16 protein-coding genes are annotated in these 17,189 nt (G+C 75.8%); 9 read left to right on the plus strand and 7 right to left on the minus strand.

The features are described 5' to 3' along the window. Positions 1 to 129: 129 nt before the first annotated feature. The 5 genes from NP075_RS01890 (at position 130) to NP075_RS01910 (ending at position 5,481) form a co-directional block, all read left to right on the plus strand. The gene (locus NP075_RS01890) at positions 130 to 972 is read left to right on the plus strand and encodes a PaaX family transcriptional regulator (RefSeq protein ID WP_227564811.1); all 843 of its coding nucleotides are present in this window, start codon (positions 130 to 132) and stop codon (positions 970 to 972) included. 133 nt (positions 973 to 1,105) lie between these two features. Further along, positions 1,106 to 2,797 carry an AMP-binding protein gene (locus NP075_RS01895; RefSeq protein ID WP_227564812.1) on the plus strand — a complete coding sequence of 564 codons (1,692 nt, stop codon included), beginning with the start codon at positions 1,106 to 1,108 and terminating at the stop codon, positions 2,795 to 2,797. After that, the gene (locus NP075_RS01900) at positions 2,794 to 3,984 is read left to right on the plus strand and encodes a thiolase family protein (RefSeq protein ID WP_227564813.1); all 1,191 of its coding nucleotides are present in this window, start codon (positions 2,794 to 2,796) and stop codon (positions 3,982 to 3,984) included. Before NP075_RS01895 ends, NP075_RS01900 begins: the two co-directional genes overlap by 4 nt. 64 nt (positions 3,985 to 4,048) lie before the next feature. Further along, the gene (locus tag NP075_RS01905; protein WP_227564814.1) at positions 4,049 to 4,567 is read left to right on the plus strand and encodes a MaoC family dehydratase; all 519 of its coding nucleotides are present in this window, start codon (positions 4,049 to 4,051) and stop codon (positions 4,565 to 4,567) included. Then, positions 4,564 to 5,481: an SDR family NAD(P)-dependent oxidoreductase gene (locus NP075_RS01910; protein ID WP_227564815.1), complete on the plus strand. Its 918-nt coding sequence runs from the start codon at positions 4,564 to 4,566 to the stop codon at positions 5,479 to 5,481. The genes NP075_RS01905 and NP075_RS01910 overlap by 4 nt, the downstream gene beginning before the upstream one ends. Before the next feature lie 25 nt (positions 5,482 to 5,506). Here the strand turns inward: NP075_RS01910 and NP075_RS01915 are convergent, their stop codons facing one another. Beyond that, positions 5,507 to 6,466: a PaaX family transcriptional regulator gene (locus NP075_RS01915; protein WP_227564816.1), complete on the minus strand. Its 960-nt coding sequence runs from the start codon at positions 6,464 to 6,466 to the stop codon at positions 5,507 to 5,509. A 101-nt stretch (positions 6,467 to 6,567) separates the two neighbouring features. Between NP075_RS01915 and NP075_RS01920 the strand changes: the two genes are divergently transcribed. The 3 genes from NP075_RS01920 to NP075_RS01930 are packed head-to-tail and all read left to right on the plus strand — an operon-like array spanning position 6,568 to position 10,747. Then, positions 6,568 to 7,425 carry a fumarylacetoacetate hydrolase family protein gene (locus tag NP075_RS01920; protein WP_227564817.1) on the plus strand — a complete coding sequence of 286 codons (858 nt, stop codon included), beginning with the start codon at positions 6,568 to 6,570 and terminating at the stop codon, positions 7,423 to 7,425. Further along, positions 7,422 to 9,530 (plus strand): acetate--CoA ligase family protein, encoded by a 2,109-nt coding sequence (locus NP075_RS01925; protein WP_227564818.1) that lies wholly within the window; start codon positions 7,422 to 7,424, stop codon positions 9,528 to 9,530. Before NP075_RS01920 ends, NP075_RS01925 begins: the two co-directional genes overlap by 4 nt. Then, complete coding sequence (locus NP075_RS01930) at positions 9,518 to 10,747, plus strand: FAD-dependent monooxygenase (RefSeq protein WP_227564819.1); 1,230 nt, start codon at positions 9,518 to 9,520, stop codon at positions 10,745 to 10,747. Before NP075_RS01925 ends, NP075_RS01930 begins: the two co-directional genes overlap by 13 nt. Before the next feature lie 70 nt (positions 10,748 to 10,817). Here the strand turns inward: NP075_RS01930 and NP075_RS01935 are convergent, their stop codons facing one another. Together NP075_RS01935 and NP075_RS01940 are read right to left on the minus strand one after the other, a co-directional pair. Next, positions 10,818 to 11,678 carry a phosphotransferase family protein gene (locus NP075_RS01935; RefSeq protein WP_227564820.1) on the minus strand — a complete coding sequence of 287 codons (861 nt, stop codon included), beginning with the start codon at positions 11,676 to 11,678 and terminating at the stop codon, positions 10,818 to 10,820. A 12-nt stretch (positions 11,679 to 11,690) separates the two neighbouring features. Further along, complete coding sequence (locus NP075_RS01940) at positions 11,691 to 12,497, minus strand: Nif3-like dinuclear metal center hexameric protein (protein ID WP_227564821.1); 807 nt, start codon at positions 12,495 to 12,497, stop codon at positions 11,691 to 11,693. Positions 12,498 to 12,712: 215 nt separating this feature from the next. On the opposite strand from NP075_RS01940, the gene NP075_RS01945 reads away from it, so the two are divergent. Beyond that, positions 12,713 to 13,396 carry a 4a-hydroxytetrahydrobiopterin dehydratase gene (locus NP075_RS01945; RefSeq protein WP_227564822.1) on the plus strand — a complete coding sequence of 228 codons (684 nt, stop codon included), beginning with the start codon at positions 12,713 to 12,715 and terminating at the stop codon, positions 13,394 to 13,396. On the opposite strand, the gene NP075_RS01950 is transcribed toward NP075_RS01945, so the two are convergent. From NP075_RS01950 to NP075_RS01965, 4 genes are all read right to left on the minus strand, one after another. Then, complete coding sequence (locus tag NP075_RS01950; protein WP_227564823.1) at positions 13,393 to 13,905, minus strand: AAA family ATPase; 513 nt, start codon at positions 13,903 to 13,905, stop codon at positions 13,393 to 13,395. The genes NP075_RS01945 and NP075_RS01950 overlap by 4 nt on opposite strands. A 998-nt stretch (positions 13,906 to 14,903) precedes the next feature. Beyond that, on the minus strand, positions 14,904 to 15,656 hold the full coding sequence (locus NP075_RS01955; RefSeq protein ID WP_227564824.1) for a YqjF family protein: 753 nt from the start codon (positions 15,654 to 15,656) through the stop codon (positions 14,904 to 14,906). A gap of 72 nt (positions 15,657 to 15,728) precedes the next feature. Beyond that, positions 15,729 to 16,124 (minus strand): MerR family transcriptional regulator, encoded by a 396-nt coding sequence (locus NP075_RS01960; protein ID WP_227564825.1) that lies wholly within the window; start codon positions 16,122 to 16,124, stop codon positions 15,729 to 15,731. Between the two features lie 23 nt (positions 16,125 to 16,147). Next, a complete protein-coding gene (locus NP075_RS01965) occupies positions 16,148 to 17,092 on the minus strand; it encodes an aldo/keto reductase (protein ID WP_227564826.1) in 945 nt (314 codons plus the stop codon). Positions 17,093 to 17,189 lie beyond the last annotated feature (97 nt).

The raw sequence follows: 17,189 nt of genomic DNA on the forward strand, positions 1-17,189 counted from the left end.
GGGACCGACCGCGCTCGGACCATGCATGACACTCGTCCAGCAATCGTGCAGTTGAATGTCATACGTGTCAATGATCCGCAGGCGGCCCGACGTCCGTGCGTGACGAGCCGCCGTGCGAGAATCGCGCCCATGTCGACGCCGCTCGAAGGCGCGCCCGCGCCGGACGGGGCCGCCGCCCGGCGACGTCCCGAGCAGCTCCTGCTGGCGTTCACGGGCGAGCTCATGCTGGCCGGTGGTGCCGGCCCGGTGCCGGCGGCGGTGCTCATCTCCGTGCTCGGTGAGCTCGGTGCCGGCGAGGCGGCCACGCGCGCCGCGCTCACGCGCATGGCCGGCCGCGGCCTGCTCGCGCCCGTCCGCGTCGGGCGGACCGTGGCCTACGGGCTGACGCCGCAGAGCGAGCGGGTGCTGGGGGAGGCGCGGGACCGGGTGTTCGACGACGACCCCTTCGCCCCGCGCGGCACGGGCTGGACCCTCGTGAGCTTCTCGGTGCCGGAGACCCGGCGCGACGTGCGGCACCGGGTGCGCGCGCAGCTGGTGTGGGCGGGGTTCGGGCTGCTGCGCGACGGGCTGTGGATCGCGCCGGGGGAGGTCGACGTCGCGCAGGCCCTCGGTGGTGTGCGCGACGAGGACCCGGACGAGGGTGTCGAGCTGCTGGCGTTCCGTGCCCACGAGGTGCCCGGCTTCTCGGCCGCCTCCAGCGTCCGGACGGCGTGGCGGCTGGAGGAGATGCGGCAGCGCCACGAGCAGTTCCAGGAGCGCTGGGCGGGCCGCGAGCCCGACGTCGCGCACGCGCTGCGCGACGTCACGGCGCTCGTGGCCGACTGGCTCGACCTGCTCCGGGCGGTCCCGCGCCTGCCTGCCGAGCACCTCGCCGTGGACTGGCCGGGGGCGCGGTCGGTCGGGACGTTCCGGCGCCTGCACGCGGCCCTCGCGGGTCCGGCGCGCGCCGAGCTGGCCCGTCGGCTGTCCTGACGCACCCTTCCGTCATTCGACGTCTGCCTGACGACCGTCACGGAAATGGTTGACGTCCGGTGTGCCCGGAGTGCACCATCGGTCGTCATCAGCCGTCGCCCCCGGGCACGGCCCGCCCACGAGGATGTGAGCAGTGGCAGACGTCCCGTCGTCGTCCCGTGACCTCGACCGCGCCAACTACGCGGCCGTCTGGGACGCCGTGGCGCGCGCCGTCCCGGACCGGGTCGCCGTGCGGGCGGACGGCGCGGCCGTCACGTACGCGCAGTTCGAGCAGACGGCCGCGCGGCTCGCGGCGACCTTCGTGGCGCACGGCCTGGGCGTGGACTCGACCGTCGCGATCTTCATGTACAACCGCGTCGAGTACCTGACGACGCTGTACGCCGCGTACAAGATCGGCGCGATCCCGGTCAACATCAACTTCCGCTACCAGGGCGCCGAGCTCGCGGACCTGCTCGAGATGTCGCGGCCCTCCGCGCTCGTCTACCCCGCCGGCCTCGCCGCCGCGGTGGTGGACGCCGCCGACTGCGTCACGCTGCCGGGGCTCGTCCTCGTCGTGCCCGACCCCGTGCCGCCCGGCGTGCCGACGGGCCCCGGCGTCCCCTTCGCCACGGCGCTCGACGCCGACCCCCTGCCGGCGCAGCCGTGCGGTCCGGAGCACAAGATCTTCATGTTCACCGGCGGCACGACGGGGCGCCCCAAGGCCGTCGTGTGGACGCACGGCAACCTGTTCGACAGCCAGCAGTTCTCGATCTACGGCTCGCTGCCCGTGGACCCGCCGACCTCGCTCGACGACGTCACGCGGATCGCCGCGCGCGACGACCTCCCCGCGACCGTCTGCCTGCCGCTGCCGCCGATGATGCACGCGACCGCGCTGTTCAACGTCATGAACGCGATGGTCCTCGGCGGCACCGTCGTGTTCCTGCCCGCCGCGCGCCTCGACCCCGGCGCGGCGGTGCGGGCCATCGCGGAGCACGGCGTCACGCGCCTCGTCGTGGCCGGCAACGCGATCGTCGGGCCGCTGGTCGACGTCCTCGACGCGGGGGCGGGTGCCGACGTCTCGGGGCTCACCACGGTCCTCAGCAGCGGCATGGTGTGGTCCGACGGCCTCAAGCGGCGCCTCCTCGCGCACGCGCCGCACGCGACCCTCGTCGACATCATCGGCTCGAGCGAGGGCGGGCCGTTCGCGTACGGCGTGGTCCGCGGCCCGCAGGACCTGCCGTGCCACCCCCGCCTCGCCCCCGGTGCCGTCGTGCTCGCGCCGGACCGCACGCCGGTCGAGGAGGTCGGGCAGACCGGGGTGCTCGCCTACCGCGGCGCGATGCCGCTCGGGTACCACGACGACCCGGAGCGGACCGCCGAGACGTACCCCGTCATCGACGGCGTGCGCCACGTCGTGCCCGGGGACTGGGTGCGTGTGCTGGGCGACGGGTACGTCGAGATGCTCGGCCGCGGGTCCGGGGTCGTCAACACCGGCGGCGAGAAGGTCTACCCCGCCGAGGTGGAGAAGGTGCTGCTCGCGATGCCGGGCGTCGTCGACGCCGTCGTCCTCGGGCTGCCGGACCCGCGCTGGGGCGAGGTCGTGACCGCGGTCGTCGTCGCCGCGCCCGGCGCGGGGGTCACCGCCCAGGACGTCCAGGACGAGGTGGGCCGTCGGCTCGCCGGGTACAAGAAGCCGCGGCGCGTCCACCTGGTCGACGAGGTGCAGCGCAGCCCCAGCGGCAAGGTCGACATGCACCGGCTGCGCCGACGCCTCACCGACGCCGCCGAGCCGCCGGGTCTCGTCGACCCCGTCGTCGCACCCGACCGTCCGGGGAGGACCCGATGAAGTTCACCGACGCCCACGTCCCGTTCGGCCTGAGCTGGACCTCGCCGTTCACCCGGTGGCAGGGCCCGCTGGCCGAGGTCAACAGCCTCGACCTCGCCGTCGACGTCACCGGCCGGGCCCTCGCGGACCGCGGGCTGCCGCCGCAGGAGATCACCGAGTGGGTCCTGGGCTGCACGGTCCCCCAGCAGTTCGGCTTCTACGGCGTCACCGGCGTCACGCGCCGGCTCGGTGCCGGCGACCACGGCGGACCGTGGGTCTCGCGGGCCTGCGCGACGTCGGTGGCCGTCGTCGAGCACCTCGCCGCCCAGGTGCAGCTCGGTGCCCACACGACGACGATCGGCGTCGTCACCGACCGCACCAGCAACGGCCCGCTCATGCTCTGGGGCAGCGGGCGCGGCCCCGGTGGCGCACCGGTGAGCGAGCACTGGGTGCTCGACCCGATGAGGCTCGACCCCACGACCGGCCAGAGCATGAACGACACCGCGGAGAACACCGCGCGCGACGCGGGCTACACGCGCGAGCAGGTCGACGAGGTCGCCCTGCTGCGGTACGAGCAGTACCGCAGCGCACTGGCCGACGACCGTGCGGTGCAGCGGGCCTACATGGTGCCGGTGCGCGTCCCGACGCGCCGCGGCGAGGAGTGGGTCAGCGAGGACCACGGGGTCCACCCGACGACGGCCGACGGGCTGGCCCGGCTGCGTCCGGTGGCCCCCGACGGCGTCGTGACGCACGGCGCGCAGACCCACCCGGCCGACGGGTGCGCGGGCGTCGTCGTCGCGAGCGCCGCACGGGCGCGCGAGCTGGGCCGCGACGGCGTGACCGCGCAGGTCCTGGCCACGGGCTTCGCGCGCGCCGCGCCCGCGTACATGCCGAAGGCGCCCGTGCCCGCCGCGATGCGCGCGCTCGCGGACGCCGGCGTCGAGGTCGCCGACCTCGACGTCGTGACGACGCACAACCCGTTCGCGGTCAACGACCTGTGGTTCGCCGAGCAGACCGGGTTCGCCCTCGAGCAGATGAACCCGTACGGCTCGTCGCTGGTCTACGGGCACCCGCAGGGCCCCACGGGAGCCCGCGCCCTGACCGAGCTGATCCACGCGCTGCACGCGCGCGGCGGCGGCACGGGCCTGTTCACCGGCTGCGCGGCGGGCGACTCCGCCGGCGCCGTCGTCGTCCGCGTGGACGGCTGACCGCCGGCCCACCCGCCACCGCCCCGGCTGCCCGCCCCGACCGCCGAACCCGAGGGAGCACACCATGACGCCCGAGCCCACAGCGCCCCCGGCGCCCGCCGAGCCCACCACCGAGCCCACCACCGAGCCCACGCTGACCAGCGTGCCGCTGGCCGACCTCCCGTCGCTGGTCGGCACGACGTTCGGCCCGTCGTCCTGGCGCACGATCACCCAGGACGAGGTCGACCGGTTCGCCGACCTCACGGGCGACCGCAACCCGATCCACCTGGACCCGGTCCACGCCGCCGGGACGCCGTTCGGCGGCACGATCGTCCACGGCTACCTCACGCTCGCGCTCGTCGTGCCGCTCATGGCGCAGGTCGTCGAGGTGACCGGGGTGACCACCGGTGTGAACTACGGGCTGGACAGGCTGCGGTTCCCGGCGCCGGTGCGCGTCGGCTCGCGCATCCGCGTCACGTCCCGGCTCAGCGACGTCACCGAGGTGGCCGGCGGGTACCAGGCGGTCTTCGAGAACTCGTTCGAGGCCGAGGGGCTGGCCAAGCCCGCCGCGGTGGCCGTCATGATCGTGAGGTACTACGCATGAGCACCGACCTCACCGGCAAGGTCGCCGTCGTCACGGGCAGCGGGCAGGGCCTGGGGCGGGCGTACGCCCGGGCGCTGGCCGCCGCGGGCGCCGGTGTCGTCGTCAACGACCTCGACGCCGGGGCCGCGCAGGCGACGGTCGACGCGATCGTCGCCGACGGGGGTGCGGCGCTCGCCGTCGTCGCGCCCGTGGGGCCGACCGCGACGGCCGACCGGCTCGTCGCCGCGGCCGTCGACGCGTACGGACGGCTCGACGTGCTGGTCGCGAACGCCGGCGTGCTGCGCGACCGCGTGCTGTGGAAGACGTCCGACGAGGACTTCGACCTCGTCGTCGACACGCACCTGCGGGGGACGTTCACCACGGCCCGGGCCGCCGCCGTCCACATGCGCGAGCGGGGCGAGGGCGGGCGGATCGTGCTCGTCGGCTCGCCCGCCGGGCAGCACGGCAACTTCGGGCAGACCGGCTACGCGGCCGCGAAGGCGGGGATCGTCGCGATGGCCCGGACGTGGTCGCTCGAGCTGGCGCGCGCGGGCATCACCGTCAACGCCGTCGTGCCCACCGCGATCACCGCGATGACCGCGACGATCCCCGTCTACGCGGACGTCGCCGCCGCGTACGGCCGCGGCGAGCCGCTGCCGCGCACGGTGCGCCAGGACCACGCGCTGGGCGGCCCGGAGGACGTCGCGCCGCTGGTCGTGTGGCTCGCGTCCGACGCGTCGGCCGGTGTGACGGGGCAGGCCATCGGCATCGGCGGGGACAAGCTGTCCCTCTACTCCGTGCCGCAGGAGGTCGGTGTGACGTTCCGGGAGGGCGGCTGGAGCGCCGACGCGATCGCCGCGGCGTGGGAGGGGACGTTCGGACCGCACCGGCAGCCGAGCGGGATCACGCTGCCGCCGCTCGACCCGCCGGCCTGACGGTCGCGGCCCGGGTCGCGGCGGCTCAGCGACCCGCGGGGGCCGCGACCCGGGCCGGAGCCGCGGGCCGCGGCCCGGGCGGGTCGGCCAGGACGGAGAACTGGACGACCTGGTCGGCCAGCTCGGGCGCGTACGCGCCGATCACCTGCCGCACGCGCACCGAGGCGGGCGCACCGAGCTGCTCGTAGGTCTCGAGGAACAGGTCGCGCGCGTGGTCCCGCGGCCAGTCCGCGGGCAGCAGCCGGCGCGGCAGGTCCGGGTCCAGGCCGGGGAACGCGCGCCACGCGTCCATGAGCGCGGTCCGTCGGACCAGTGCGTCGACGGGGGAGATGGCGCCCTTGTTCAGCGCGGCGTACGTCGGCTCCCACGTGGTGACGAAGTCCCGGTAGAGCTCGGCCAGCCCGTCGAGGTCCCACGCGCTCGCGGGGGCCAGGGCCCCGGCGGGCAGCTCGGGGCAGGTGGCGACGAAGGCCGTGGCGTGCGTGACGCCGAGCTCGCCGAGCTCGGCCAGCGCCTGGTCGTGGCGGGGGTGGGGGGAGACCCACAGGGCGTCGTAGAGCGGCGCGAACCCGAGCCAGCGCAGGCGCGTGCGCAGCGCCTCGCGGGCGGAGCGGTTCGCCTCCGGGACGGAGAACGCGACGAGGCTCCAGCGTCCGTCCCAGTCGGCGTCGTCGCCCGCACCGAACGCGACGATGCGCACGGCGCCGGCGCGCATGACGCCCTGGGCGCGCGGTGTCATGGCGTAGAAGGTGTGGCGTCCGCTGCGGGTCGAGACGAGGAGCCCGTGCTTGACCATGCGGCTGAGCGCCGCCCGCGCGGCGACGTCGCTCACGCCGAAGTCGGCCAGCAGGTCCACCAGCGCCGCCGAGGGCAGCGGCTCGGTCTGGCCCCACCAGTAGTCGCCGAGGAGGGTCAGCAGGAGGCTCGGGGGCGAGCCCGCGCGTGTCCGTGGTGTGCGCGTGTCCTGCTCGCCCGTCCGTGCCATGCCCGCTCCCTCCCCGGTCACCGGCGTGCCCGGCGATGGTTGACATATCTTACGTCGTGCGCTGATAGTCGTGTCACATTTGAGCGACCGGGAGCCTGACGATGAAGCTGGCCAGCACCGTGGACGCACGCCTGCACGCCGTCCTCGCCGACCGCGCCGTCGACCTCACCGACGCCCTGGCGCTGCGACCCGGCGCGGGCGGCCCGCTGCTGGCGTTCCTCGAGCGCGGGGGCACCGTCGCCGAGCTCGCCGCGCTCGACCTCGACTCCCTGCCGTCCCGGCCGCTCGCCGCCCTGCGGCTCGCCGCCCCCCTCGCCCGCCCCGGCAAGATCGTCGGCGCGCCCGTCAACTACCTGGACCACCAGGCCGAGATGGGTGAGCAGCGCACCATCGCCGACTACGGGGTCTTCCTCAAGGCGAGCTCGTCGGTCATCGGCCCGGGCGAGCGGATCCGGCTGCCGTACCGGGACGTGCGCACCGACCACGAGGGTGAGCTGGCCGTCGTCATCGGCCGCACCGCGAGCCGCGTGCCCGCCGGGGCCGCGCTCGCCCACGTCTTCGGCTACGCCCCGGTCCTCGACATCACGGTCCGCTCCGGGGAGGACCGCTCGACCCGCAAGTCCTTCGACACGTTCACGCCCCTGGGCCCGTGGGTGACGACCGCCGACGAGGTCCCCGACCCCGGCGCGCTCGGCCTGCGCTGCTGGGTCGACGACGAGCTGCGGCAGCACGCGTCGACGGCCGACCTGATCTACGACGTCGCCGAGCTCGTCGCGTACACGAGCCACGTCATGACGCTGCATCCCGGTGACGTCATCGCCACGGGTACCCCGGCCGGCGTCGGGCCCGTCGCCGCCGGGCAGCGCGTCGCCGTCGAGATCGACGGGCTCGGGCGCCTCGAGGTCGGGGTCACCGACGACGGCGCGATCGCGTACGCGGACCGTCCGGGGCACCGGTGACGGCGCAGCCGGCGGCTGTGCACCGCCCGGACGGCCTCGCCGTGATGTTCCGGCCCGCGAGCATCGCGGTCGTCGGCGCGTCCGCCCACGAGGGCAAGGCGGGCCACGCGATGGTCCGGGCGCTGCGGCACTTCCCCGGCACGCTGCACCTCGTCAACCCGCGCGGGGGCGACGTGCTCGGCCGCACCGCCCTGCGGTCCCTGCGCGAGGCGTCCGACGTGGACCTCGCGGTGCTCGTGGTCCCGCCGGACGCCGTGCCCGGTGCGCTCGCGGACGCCCGCGACGCCGGCGTGCGGGCCGCGGTCGTGTGCGCGGGCGGGTTCGCGGAGTCCGGGCCGCAGGGCGCCCGGATCCAGGAGCGCGTCGTCGCGGTCGCGCAGGAGGCGGGCATCCGGCTCCTGGGGCCCAACACGTCGGGGTTCATGAACCCCGTCGACCGGACCACCGCCAACTTCATGCCCGCCGTCGCCGACCTCGCACCCGGCTCGGTGGGCGTCGTCGCGCAGTCCGGCGGCGTGAACCTCGCCCTCGCGTTCCTGCTCGCGCGTGCCGGGGTCGGGCTGCGCCTCGGCGTGGGGCTCGGCAACGCCGTCGACGTGGACTTCCCCGAGGTGCTCGACCACCTGGCCCGCGACCCGGCGACCACGGCGGTCGGCCTGCACGTCGAGGGCGTCGCCGACGGCCCGGCGCTCGTCGCCGCGCTGCGGCGCACGACCGCCCGCAAGCCGGTCGTGGCGTTCAAGGTGGGCCGCTCCGACGTCTCCGAGTTCGCGCGGTCCCACACCGGCGCGCTGACCGGCTCCTACGCGGTTACCCGTGCGGCGCTGGAGCAGGCCGGTGCCGTGGTCGTCGACAGCCTGGAGGAGATGGTCGCCGCACTCGTCGCGCTGCGGGCCGTGCGGCTGCCGGCGTCCGAGCGTCTCGGCGTCGGGCTGCTCACCGGGCAGGCCGGGCCGGGACTCGTCGTCACGGACGCGCTCGGCGCGCGGGGCATCGCCCTGCCCGTCCTCACCGACGCGACGCAGCGCCGCATCGCCGAGCTCCTCCCGCCCCTGACGTTCCAGCGCAACCCCGTCGACACCGGGCGGCCGTCGCCGACGTTCGCCGACGTCGTCGGAGCCGTCGCCGGCGACCCGGGGGTCGACGTCGTCGGCGTGTACGCGCTCGACGAGCCGGGTGCGCTCGATCCCGTCGCCGCGCTGCGGCCGGTGGGCGGCCGTGTGCTGTTCGCCAGCGGCGGCCCGCCCGACGCGCTCGCCGCCCGGCGCGCCGCGCTCGACGCGGCCGGCATCCCCCTGCTGTCCGGGCCCGGCGACCTCGCGACGGGTCTGGCGGCCGTGGTCACCGACGCCCGGGTGCGCGCCGTCGCGGACGCGCCGCCCCTGGCGCCCACCCGGAGCGTCGGCCGCACCCTGGACGAGCACGAGGCCAAGGCGCTGCTCGAGGCGTACGGCGTGCGGACCCCCGTGCGGTACGTCGCGTCCGGCCGGGCGCAGGCCCGCGCCGCGCTCGCGGACCTCGTGAGCGACGGCGGGCGGGCCGTCGTCAAGGTCCTCGACGCGGACGTGCTGCACAAGTCCGACGTCGGCGGCGTGCACGTCGGCGTCCGTGACGTCGCCGGGCTCGAGCGGGCTCTCGACGCGATCGACGCGATCCCCGGTGCCGTGGAGGGGACGGCACGCCGGTACCTGCTCGAGGAGCAGGCCGCGCCGGGGTTCGAGGTCATCGTCGGGGCCGTGCGGGACGTCGCGTTCGGCCCGGTCGTCCTGCTCGGGCTCGGCGGGGTGACCGCCGAGCTCGCCGCCGAGCCCGTCCTGCGGCTCGCCCCGCTGTCGGTGGCCCGGTCCGAGGAGATGGTCCGCGCGCTGCCGGCGGCGGTCCTCGGCGGCTTCCGCGGCCTGCCGCCCGTCGACGTCGCGGCGCTGGCCGGGGTCCTGCGGGCCGTCGGCCAGGTCGTCGGCGAGCACGGTGACATCACCGAGCTCGACCTCAACCCGGTCCGCCTCACGGCCGACGGGCCGGTCGTCCTCGACGCCGTCGTCGTCGCCCCGGCCGCCGCACCCGCGGCGGTCGTGCCCCTGGGAGGAGACACATGTCCGGCGTGAGCGCACCCGGTCCGCGCACCGAGGTCGTCGTCGTGGGCGCGGGCCCGGTCGGGCTCACCGCGGCCCTGGCCCTGCGCGCCTACGGCGTGCCCGTCACGGTGCTCGAGGCCGGGCCCGAGGGGCGGCAGCGACCGGGCAGCCGCGCGATCTTCACCCACAGCCAGACCCTGCAGATCCTCGACCGGATCAGCCCGGGGCTCGGCGCCGAGCTCGCCGAGCACGGCGTCTACTGGAACACCCAGCGCACCTTCCACGGCGGCAGGGAGGTCTACGCCAAGACCTACCCGGACCCGCCCGCCGGGGTGTACCCGCACTTCACGAGCCTGCCGCAGGTGCAGATCGAGGCGCACCTGCACGCGCGGGCCGTCGCGGCGGGCGTCACGTTCGCGTGGGAGCAGGAGGTCGCCGACGTCGCGGTCGACGACGACGGCGTCGTGCTCACCACCGCGCGCGGGCAGCGGTGGGAGGCGGCGTACGTCGTCGGGGCCGACGGGTCGCGCTCGGTCGTGCGCAGGGGAGTCGGCGCCCGCATGGAGGGCACGCGTGACGAGGGCTGGTACGTCGTCGTCGACGTCGCCGAGAAGGACGAGCCGACGCTGCCGTGCGAGCGGCACTTCCACTACGCCCACCCGGCGGTCGACGGGCGCAACGTGCTCGTCGTGCCGTTCGCCGGCGGGTACCGCGTGGACCTGCAGCTCGTCGACGGCGACGACCCGGACGCGCTCGCGTCCCCCGACGGCGTGCGGACGTGGCTCGACGCCGTCCTGCCCCCCGGCTACGGCGAGCGCACCACCTGGGTCTCGACGTACCAGTTCCTGCAGCTCGTGGCCCACGACTTCGCCGACCCGCACCGCCGCGTCCTGCTCGTGGGGGAGGCCGCGCACCTGTTCGCGCCGTTCGGCGCGCGGGGCCTGAACTCGGGCGTCCCCGACGCGGAGGCCGCCGCGATCGCGATCGCGGCCGCGTCCCGCGCGTCGGGCGCGGCGGCACGCACGCCCGTCGAGGCGTTCGCGCTCGCGCGGCGCTCCGCCGCGCTGTTCAACCGCGACGCCGCGGGGGAGGCGCTCACGCACCTGCGGCCGGACGCGGACACCGCGGCCCGGATCCGTGACGCCGCCGACCGCGCACCGGCCGACGACGACGCGTCGGCGTGGCTCGAGAAGGCCCCGTACGGCCCGCGCGGGGTGCACCGCGCCCAGACCGTCTACCGGTACTGACGGACCTGTGGCCCGGCGGTGCCACGGAGGAACCTGCTCCCGGCGTGACGACGGCGGCGTCAGGCCGGGGTCACCGGTCCTCGCTCACTCCGAGACCCGCGAGCGCGTCCGCGATCATCCGGTGCCCCTGCTGCTCGAAGGCCTCGTCGCCGACCAGGTACGCCCAGGCGGCGGTCCCGACGGCCTCGCGCAGCAGGTCCCGCTGCCACGACCGCGGATCGCGGGGGTCCGCGCCGTACCCGTCGAGGAAGGCGTCCTCCAGGTCGGGCCGCCCTCGCAGCTGCTGGGCGTGCAGCCGGCAGACGTCGGTCGCGGCCGGGCGCCAGTCCGCCCGGCCGAAGTCGACGGCCGCGACGCGCCCGTGCTCGTCGACGATCCAGTTGCGCGGCTGCCAGTCGCCGTGCGTGGGCACGAGCGGCCGGGGCGGCACGGGGTGCGCGAGCTCGGCCCGCACCCGGTCGACGACCTCGGGGGCGATGCGGTGCCGGCCGTCCAGCCACGCCAGCGTCCGCGCGTCGGCACGCTGCTCGTGGTCGCCGGCGTCCCGGGTGCCGACGGCGTGCAGCAGGGCGAGGATCCGCCCGGCCTGCCGGTAGACGTCCGGCTCGTGCTCGGCGGGCGTCCCCTCGACGAGGACACCGGGCAGGAACGTCGTCGCGAGCAGCTTGCGCCCGGCGTCGGCGTGCAGCATCCGGGGGGTGAGTCCACGTGCCGCCAGCGGCCCGACGACCTCGCGGTGCGCCCGGATCTCGCGGTCCATGTGGTGGTCGTCGGGGAGCCCGGCCTTCACGACGACGTCGCGCCCCCCGTGGTGCAGCTGGAGCACGGACCGCCCGAGCGCCCAGCTGTGGTCCGCGACGAGGACGGCGCCCGGGAACCACTCGTCGACCGCCGCCTGCTGCTCGGGCCGCAGGCCGGGGTGCGTCGTCATGGCCGGTCCCTGCTAGACCGTGACGGTCCGGTAGTGGTCGACGGCGGGGACGAACGCGACCGGGACCTCGGGCACGAGGTCCGTCAGCCAGCGGGCGTACTCGGCCATGCCCTCCTGCTCCGACGGCGCGTGGCCGACGACGACGGCGCCCGCGCACACTCCCGCGGTGACCGCGTCGGCGGCGTACTCGCCGGTCTCCCACTCGTGGCCCTCGCCGATGACGATCACGTCGATGTCCGGCCGGGCGAGCAGGCGCCGGTTCCACTCGAACCCCTGGAACCCCGGCTGCAGGCCGACGGCCGACACCGGGGCGTCGGGGTCGCCCACGTAGCGCAGGGCACGTGCGCCGAGGGAGCGGGAGACGTGGGCGGCCAGCTCGCCCAGCGTCGTCGGCACCAGGTCGTAGACCCCCGGGTCGCCTGCCCGCTCGGCGTCGAGCCAGCCGAGGGCGCGGGCCGTGCCCGTCAGGATGCCGTCGGGCTGGCGGTCGTGCCAGGAGTCGTGCTGGTGCAGGACCACGAGCCCGTGCTCGGCGACGAACGCCGCCTTCGCCGCGTACACCGGGTCGTTCTCCGCGGCGAAGACCTCGTCGGACGCTCCCTGGTGGTCGAAGTAGAGCGGCTCGTGGGTGATGACGAGGTTCAGCCCTTGCTCCGCCGCGCGCTGCAGCACGTCGAGGGTCGCCATGACCGTCACGGCGACGCCCGTGATCGGTGCGTCCGGGTCCCCGGCGAGGAAGCCGTCGACCGTCGTCGCTCGCGGCGCCACCCCCACGTGCGCGCCGATCCGCTCTGCCACCTGCTGTCCGGTCAGTGTCACGGCGTCACCCTAGCGACCGGGAACCACGCCGGGGGCGGACCTCACGGCGAACGGCGAGCGTGCCACCACCTGCGCGGGCGCCTCACGTCCCCACGTGCCGAGCGAGCCGGCCCGACGCGGTCACCAGTCCCTGGACGCGCAGGCCGTGGGGCCGTAGCGTCGGGGCCGCGACCCCCAGCACGCGTCCCGCACCTTGCACAGACGGGTTCCCGCACATGGAGATGCTGACCGGTGACGAGATCACCCAGGCCGCGCTGACCGACTGGCGCAAGCTGGCCCAGGGGCTGCACGCCCGTTACCTGGTCGACGACTTCGGCACGGCTGCACGCTTCGTCGCCGCGGTCGGTGAGCCCAGCGACGCGCTGGGGCACCACCCGACCGTCTCGATCGGCAAGGGCTATGTCGACCTCAAGCTCGTCAGCCTCGACGCGATCTACCGGGACGGGGACACCGAGCACGTCGTGGAGTGGGTGACGCAGAAGGACGTCGACCTGGCCCGCCGGATCACGCAGGTCGCCGCCGACCACGGGCTCGCCGCCGACCCGGCCTCGGTCAGCGTCGTCGAGCTCGGCCTCGACACGGCGCGCTCGGCGACCATCGCCCCGGTGTGGGCCGCCCTGCTGATGGGGGACGCCGAGTCCCAGGGCCGCGGGTCGCCCAGCGACGAGATCCGGGACGCGACGGGCCGGGTGCCGAACATGTGGTTCGGGGACGCCGACGAGCAGGACGGCCCGCGGCAGCGGTTCCACGTCGAGGTGTACGTGCCGCCCGAGGTGGTCGAGCAGCGGGTCGCCGCCGCCGTCGCCGCCGGCGGGACGGTCGTGGACGACAGCGACGCGCCGTCGCTCACCGTCATCGCCGACCAGGACGGCAACACGGGCGTGGTCTGCGTCGCCTAGGACGCGTCCGACCGAGGGACGGCGCCGCAGCGGCGCAGGATCTCGTCGACCACCTGGCCGAGCGGTGCGGTGGCGTCGATCACGACACCTGCCGGGACGGTCTCCCTGGTGCGGTGCCACCGCGTGAGGAGGGCACGGTCGGTCGGCCTCCCGTCACGCCAGTGCTCGTCCGGCCGCGCGTCGAGGCGCCGGTGCAGGGTGGCCAGGTCGACCTCGAGGACGAGCACCGTGTCGAACGCGTCGACGAAGGCGGGGAAGTTCCGCGAGCCGCCGCAGAAGAAGGTGACCTCCTCGCCCTGGTCGGCCATCAGGGCGCGGACCTTCGCGACGTCCCAGATGTGGTCGTCCCGGCCGCTGACCGCCAGCGGCGCGCCGGTCTGCGGGTCGCCGGGGTAGGCCAGCTCCCGGTCGCCGTCGACCGCCTGGAAGCCGCGTCGCCGCAGCTCACGGCACACGGACGACTTCCCGGTGCCGGAGAGGCCCTCGACGAGGTGGTTGGCCCTGCCCACCCGACCGACGTTAGCCGGACGCCCGGTTCGCGTCACCGCGCCTGGCCCCGCCTCGATCGCGTTCCTCGGGGTGCTGCGACCGCCGGGTGATCCGGCGGGAGTGGACGCCGACCGGTATCCACCACGCGGCTGCGCGGTCCTCCCAGCAAGCCCCGGGAGGCCCGCATGCCCGACGACGACCGCCTCGTCCTCGACCGCCCCGACGACGTCGCCCATGCGGCGCGGCTCCTCGCGGACGGCATCCCCGTCGCGCACGGGTTCGGGAACATCTACGCCCTGACCGGCCGCGGCGACGCGGTCGAGCGGATCAACGCCCTCAAGGGCCGGCCGCGGGACCAGACGGGCAGCCTGACCGCGTCGGCCGGGCGGGTGCTGAGCGCGTTCGACCTGTCGGCGCTGCCGGCGGGCGTGTCGCCGCGCCTGCTGGCGGACGTCCTCGAGGCCTTCTGCGCCCTGGGCCCGTTCGGGTTCCGTGGCCCCGCGGCCGCGCACGTGCCGCCGGGTCTGACCGCGTCGGACGGTTCGGTGACGACCACCCAGGTGATCGTCCCCGGCGACGCGTGCCCGTCGCAGCGGTTCCTGGCGGCGGCGTCGGACGCCGTCGGTCTGCTCGCGATCTCCTCGGCGAACCGCTCCCGGCACGTGACGGGCGAGGTCGATGCGCCCGTGCACTGGCGTGCCGAGGCGCTGCGCGCCGAGCTGGCCTGCGGCGACCTCGTGCTGCTGGAGCACGGGGACGAGGCGGTGGCCCGTGCCCGGTTCCCTCGTCACACGCCCGTCTCGACGACGATCCTGGCGTTCCACCGGGCGGAGCGTGTCCGCGGTCGCGTCCACCTGAGGCTCGAGCGGCACGGATCCCTCGCCGCCGACGAGGTCACGCAGGTGCTGGCGGCGCTGGGCCTGGGCGTCACGACCGGCCCGCGCGCTGCCGTCCGGCTCGCTCCGCGCTCGTACGACGACGGCCCGCGTCCGACGAGGGATCGACGCGCCGCCCCCGGTCAGGCGGGCAGCGGCGTCCGGACGTCCACGGGCGGGCCGAAGTCGGTCCGGACGCCGCGCGAGAACAGCACCGAGTCCGGCCGCCGGAGCGCGACCCCCGGGATCCCGCACGCGGCGACGAGACGGTCGTCGAGCGTGACCAGCTCGGCGGCCTGCAGCGGCCAGGTCTCGTGACGGTTGGGCACGTACAGCGTGCGGCCGAAGGCCCGCGTGTGCAGGCCCCAGCGCGCGGTGAGGAACTCGGCCTCGGCGTCACCGGGCGCGAGCGGCTCGCCCGGCCGTACGACGACGTGCGTCGTGGCGTCCCGCGGCGCGGGCCAGCGGCGTCGCGACGTGTACGTCAGGACGCCGTCGGACTCGCTCACGCGCATCCGCGCCCACGTGTACGGCAGCGAGAACACGGCCCGGGTGCCGAGGACGAACGCCAGCCGGGACGCCTCGAGCGTGAGGAACACGACGCCGCGGCGCCCCTGCTCGTCCACCGAGTACAGGCGGACGTTCGTCTCGGGGAACGTGCCGAGCCACGGGATGCCGGGGCCGACGCCGGCACCCACGCCGACCATGCGGAACGGCACGAGCCCGACCCAGCTCGACCCGTCGTGCACGTCGGGTCGCGTGCCGGCCGGCAGGAGGGGCGCGACCACGTCGGGCGCGACGCGCCAGTGGACGAAGGTGAGGTCGCGCCACGACTGCCGCGTGATCGCCCGGCCGGCCAGCGCGGGGGCAGTCACGGTCACGGGCTGCGGGTGCATGGCGCCACTATGCACCCGGGTGCCGGCCGGACGGCAAGGGGGGCGCTGCGGGATCGGCACGCCGCTGCCGTGTCAGGACCGACCGCCCGGTGCCGCGCCCGGCCGGGCGGTCGACGGCTCCTGCGCGTAGTGCGCGATCTTCCCGTCGAGCACGCTGACGGCGGCGAGGATCCGCTGCGCCTGCTCCTGGAGCTCGGCGCGGCGTGCCCGCAGGAACGCGACGCGGTCCGCCGCGCCGGCCTCGGTGCGCAGCAGCTCGGTGAACCGGCGCAGCTCCGCGATCCCCAGCCCCGCGTCGCGCAGGCAGGTGACGAGGCCGATCCACGCGACGTCGTCGTCGTCGTACCGGCGCTGCCCGCCGGTCGACCGGGCGATCGGGCCGACCAGGCCCTCGCGCTCGTAGTAGCGCAGCGTGTCCACCGACAGGCCCGTGCGCTGCGCGACCTCACCCGGTGCGTACCCCGTCATGGCGACCATCGTGGCAGCGCCCGTCAGGCCGGGGCGTCCAGGCGCGCCCGGACCTCGTCGGGCAGGGCGAGGTCGCGCGCCGCCATGGCCTCGGTCAGCTGGTCGAGCGAGCTCACGCCCAGGATCGGGCTGATCCCCTGCGCCAGCAGCCAGGCGAGGACCACCTGGTTGCGGGTCGCGCCGAGCTCGTCGGCGACCTCGGCGAGGACCGCGAGCCGCCGGTGCGTCCCGGGGTGGTCGTAGCCCTCCGAGAGTGGACGGTCGTCGCGCACGTACGCCCCGGTGAGCAGCGGCGAGTAGGCCCACACGTCGAGCCCTTCCGTGCGCGCGTGGTCCAGCTGGTCGCGCTCGGCGTGCACGTGCCCGCCCTCCGGGAGGGTCGCGCCCGGCCGTGGCCAGACGTACGAGTAGCGCAGCTGCACCGCCGACCACGGCTCGACGCCGCGCTCGCGGGCGATCGCGCGCCCCTGCTCGACGCGCCACGCCGCGTGGTTCGACGCGCCCAGCCGGCCGACCTGCCCCGCGGTGACGAGCGCGCCGAACGCCTCGACCGTCTCGGCGAGGGGGACGTCGCGGTCCTCCGCGTGCGCCCACAGCAGGTCCACCGCGTCCAGGCCCAGCCGGTCGAGGGACGCCGCGAACCCGCGGGCGATCGCGTCGGCGGACAGGCCCTCGGAGGACGAGGGCCACTCGTGCGGGACGAGCGGCTGGTGGCGGACCTTCGTCGCGAGCAGCACGCGCTCGCGGACTCCGGGGCGCGCCGCGAACCAGCGGCCGAGGACGCGCTCGCTCTGCCCGCCGACACCCGAGGGGTCCTCCCAGAACGAGTAGCAGTTGGCCGTGTCGATCCACCGGCCACCGAGGTCGACGAACGCGTCGAGGAGGTCGGTCGAGAGCGCCTCGTCGGCGCGGGTGCCGAAGTACATGGCCCCGAGGACGGGCTCGGGGGTCCGCTGCGTGATGTCCATGACGACGAGCGTGCAACCTGGAGCGCGCTCGAGGTCAAGAGCGCCGGCTTTCCGGGAGGCGGCGCCGGGCGCACAGTGGAGGTCCGTACCGAGAGGG

The organism is Cellulomonas wangsupingiae (assembly GCF_024508275.1).
GTDB classification, from domain to species: Bacteria; Actinomycetota; Actinomycetes; order Actinomycetales; family Cellulomonadaceae; genus Cellulomonas; species Cellulomonas wangsupingiae.

What these genes read in the sequence shown, in the direction of transcription:
- NP075_RS01955 (WP_227564824.1), bottom strand. Translation starts at nt 15,656, where the DNA reads ATGCACCCGCAGCCCGTGACCGTGACTGCCCCCGCGCTGGCCGGCCGG.
- NP075_RS01890 (WP_227564811.1), top strand. Translation starts at nt 130, where the DNA reads ATGTCGACGCCGCTCGAAGGCGCGCCCGCGCCGGACGGGGCCGCCGCC.
- NP075_RS01915 (WP_227564816.1), bottom strand. Translation starts at nt 6,466, where the DNA reads ATGGCACGGACGGGCGAGCAGGACACGCGCACACCACGGACACGCGCG.
- NP075_RS01920 (WP_227564817.1), top strand. Translation starts at nt 6,568, where the DNA reads ATGAAGCTGGCCAGCACCGTGGACGCACGCCTGCACGCCGTCCTCGCC.
- NP075_RS01905 (WP_227564814.1), top strand. Translation starts at nt 4,049, where the DNA reads ATGACGCCCGAGCCCACAGCGCCCCCGGCGCCCGCCGAGCCCACCACC.
- NP075_RS01900 (WP_227564813.1), top strand. Translation starts at nt 2,794, where the DNA reads ATGAAGTTCACCGACGCCCACGTCCCGTTCGGCCTGAGCTGGACCTCG.
- NP075_RS01965 (WP_227564826.1), bottom strand. Translation starts at nt 17,092, where the DNA reads ATGGACATCACGCAGCGGACCCCCGAGCCCGTCCTCGGGGCCATGTAC.
- NP075_RS01935 (WP_227564820.1), bottom strand. Translation starts at nt 11,678, where the DNA reads ATGACGACGCACCCCGGCCTGCGGCCCGAGCAGCAGGCGGCGGTCGAC.
- NP075_RS01930 (WP_227564819.1), top strand. Translation starts at nt 9,518, where the DNA reads ATGTCCGGCGTGAGCGCACCCGGTCCGCGCACCGAGGTCGTCGTCGTG.
- NP075_RS01960 (WP_227564825.1), bottom strand. Translation starts at nt 16,124, where the DNA reads ATGACGGGGTACGCACCGGGTGAGGTCGCGCAGCGCACGGGCCTGTCG.
- NP075_RS01910 (WP_227564815.1), top strand. Translation starts at nt 4,564, where the DNA reads ATGAGCACCGACCTCACCGGCAAGGTCGCCGTCGTCACGGGCAGCGGG.
- NP075_RS01945 (WP_227564822.1), top strand. Translation starts at nt 12,713, where the DNA reads ATGGAGATGCTGACCGGTGACGAGATCACCCAGGCCGCGCTGACCGAC.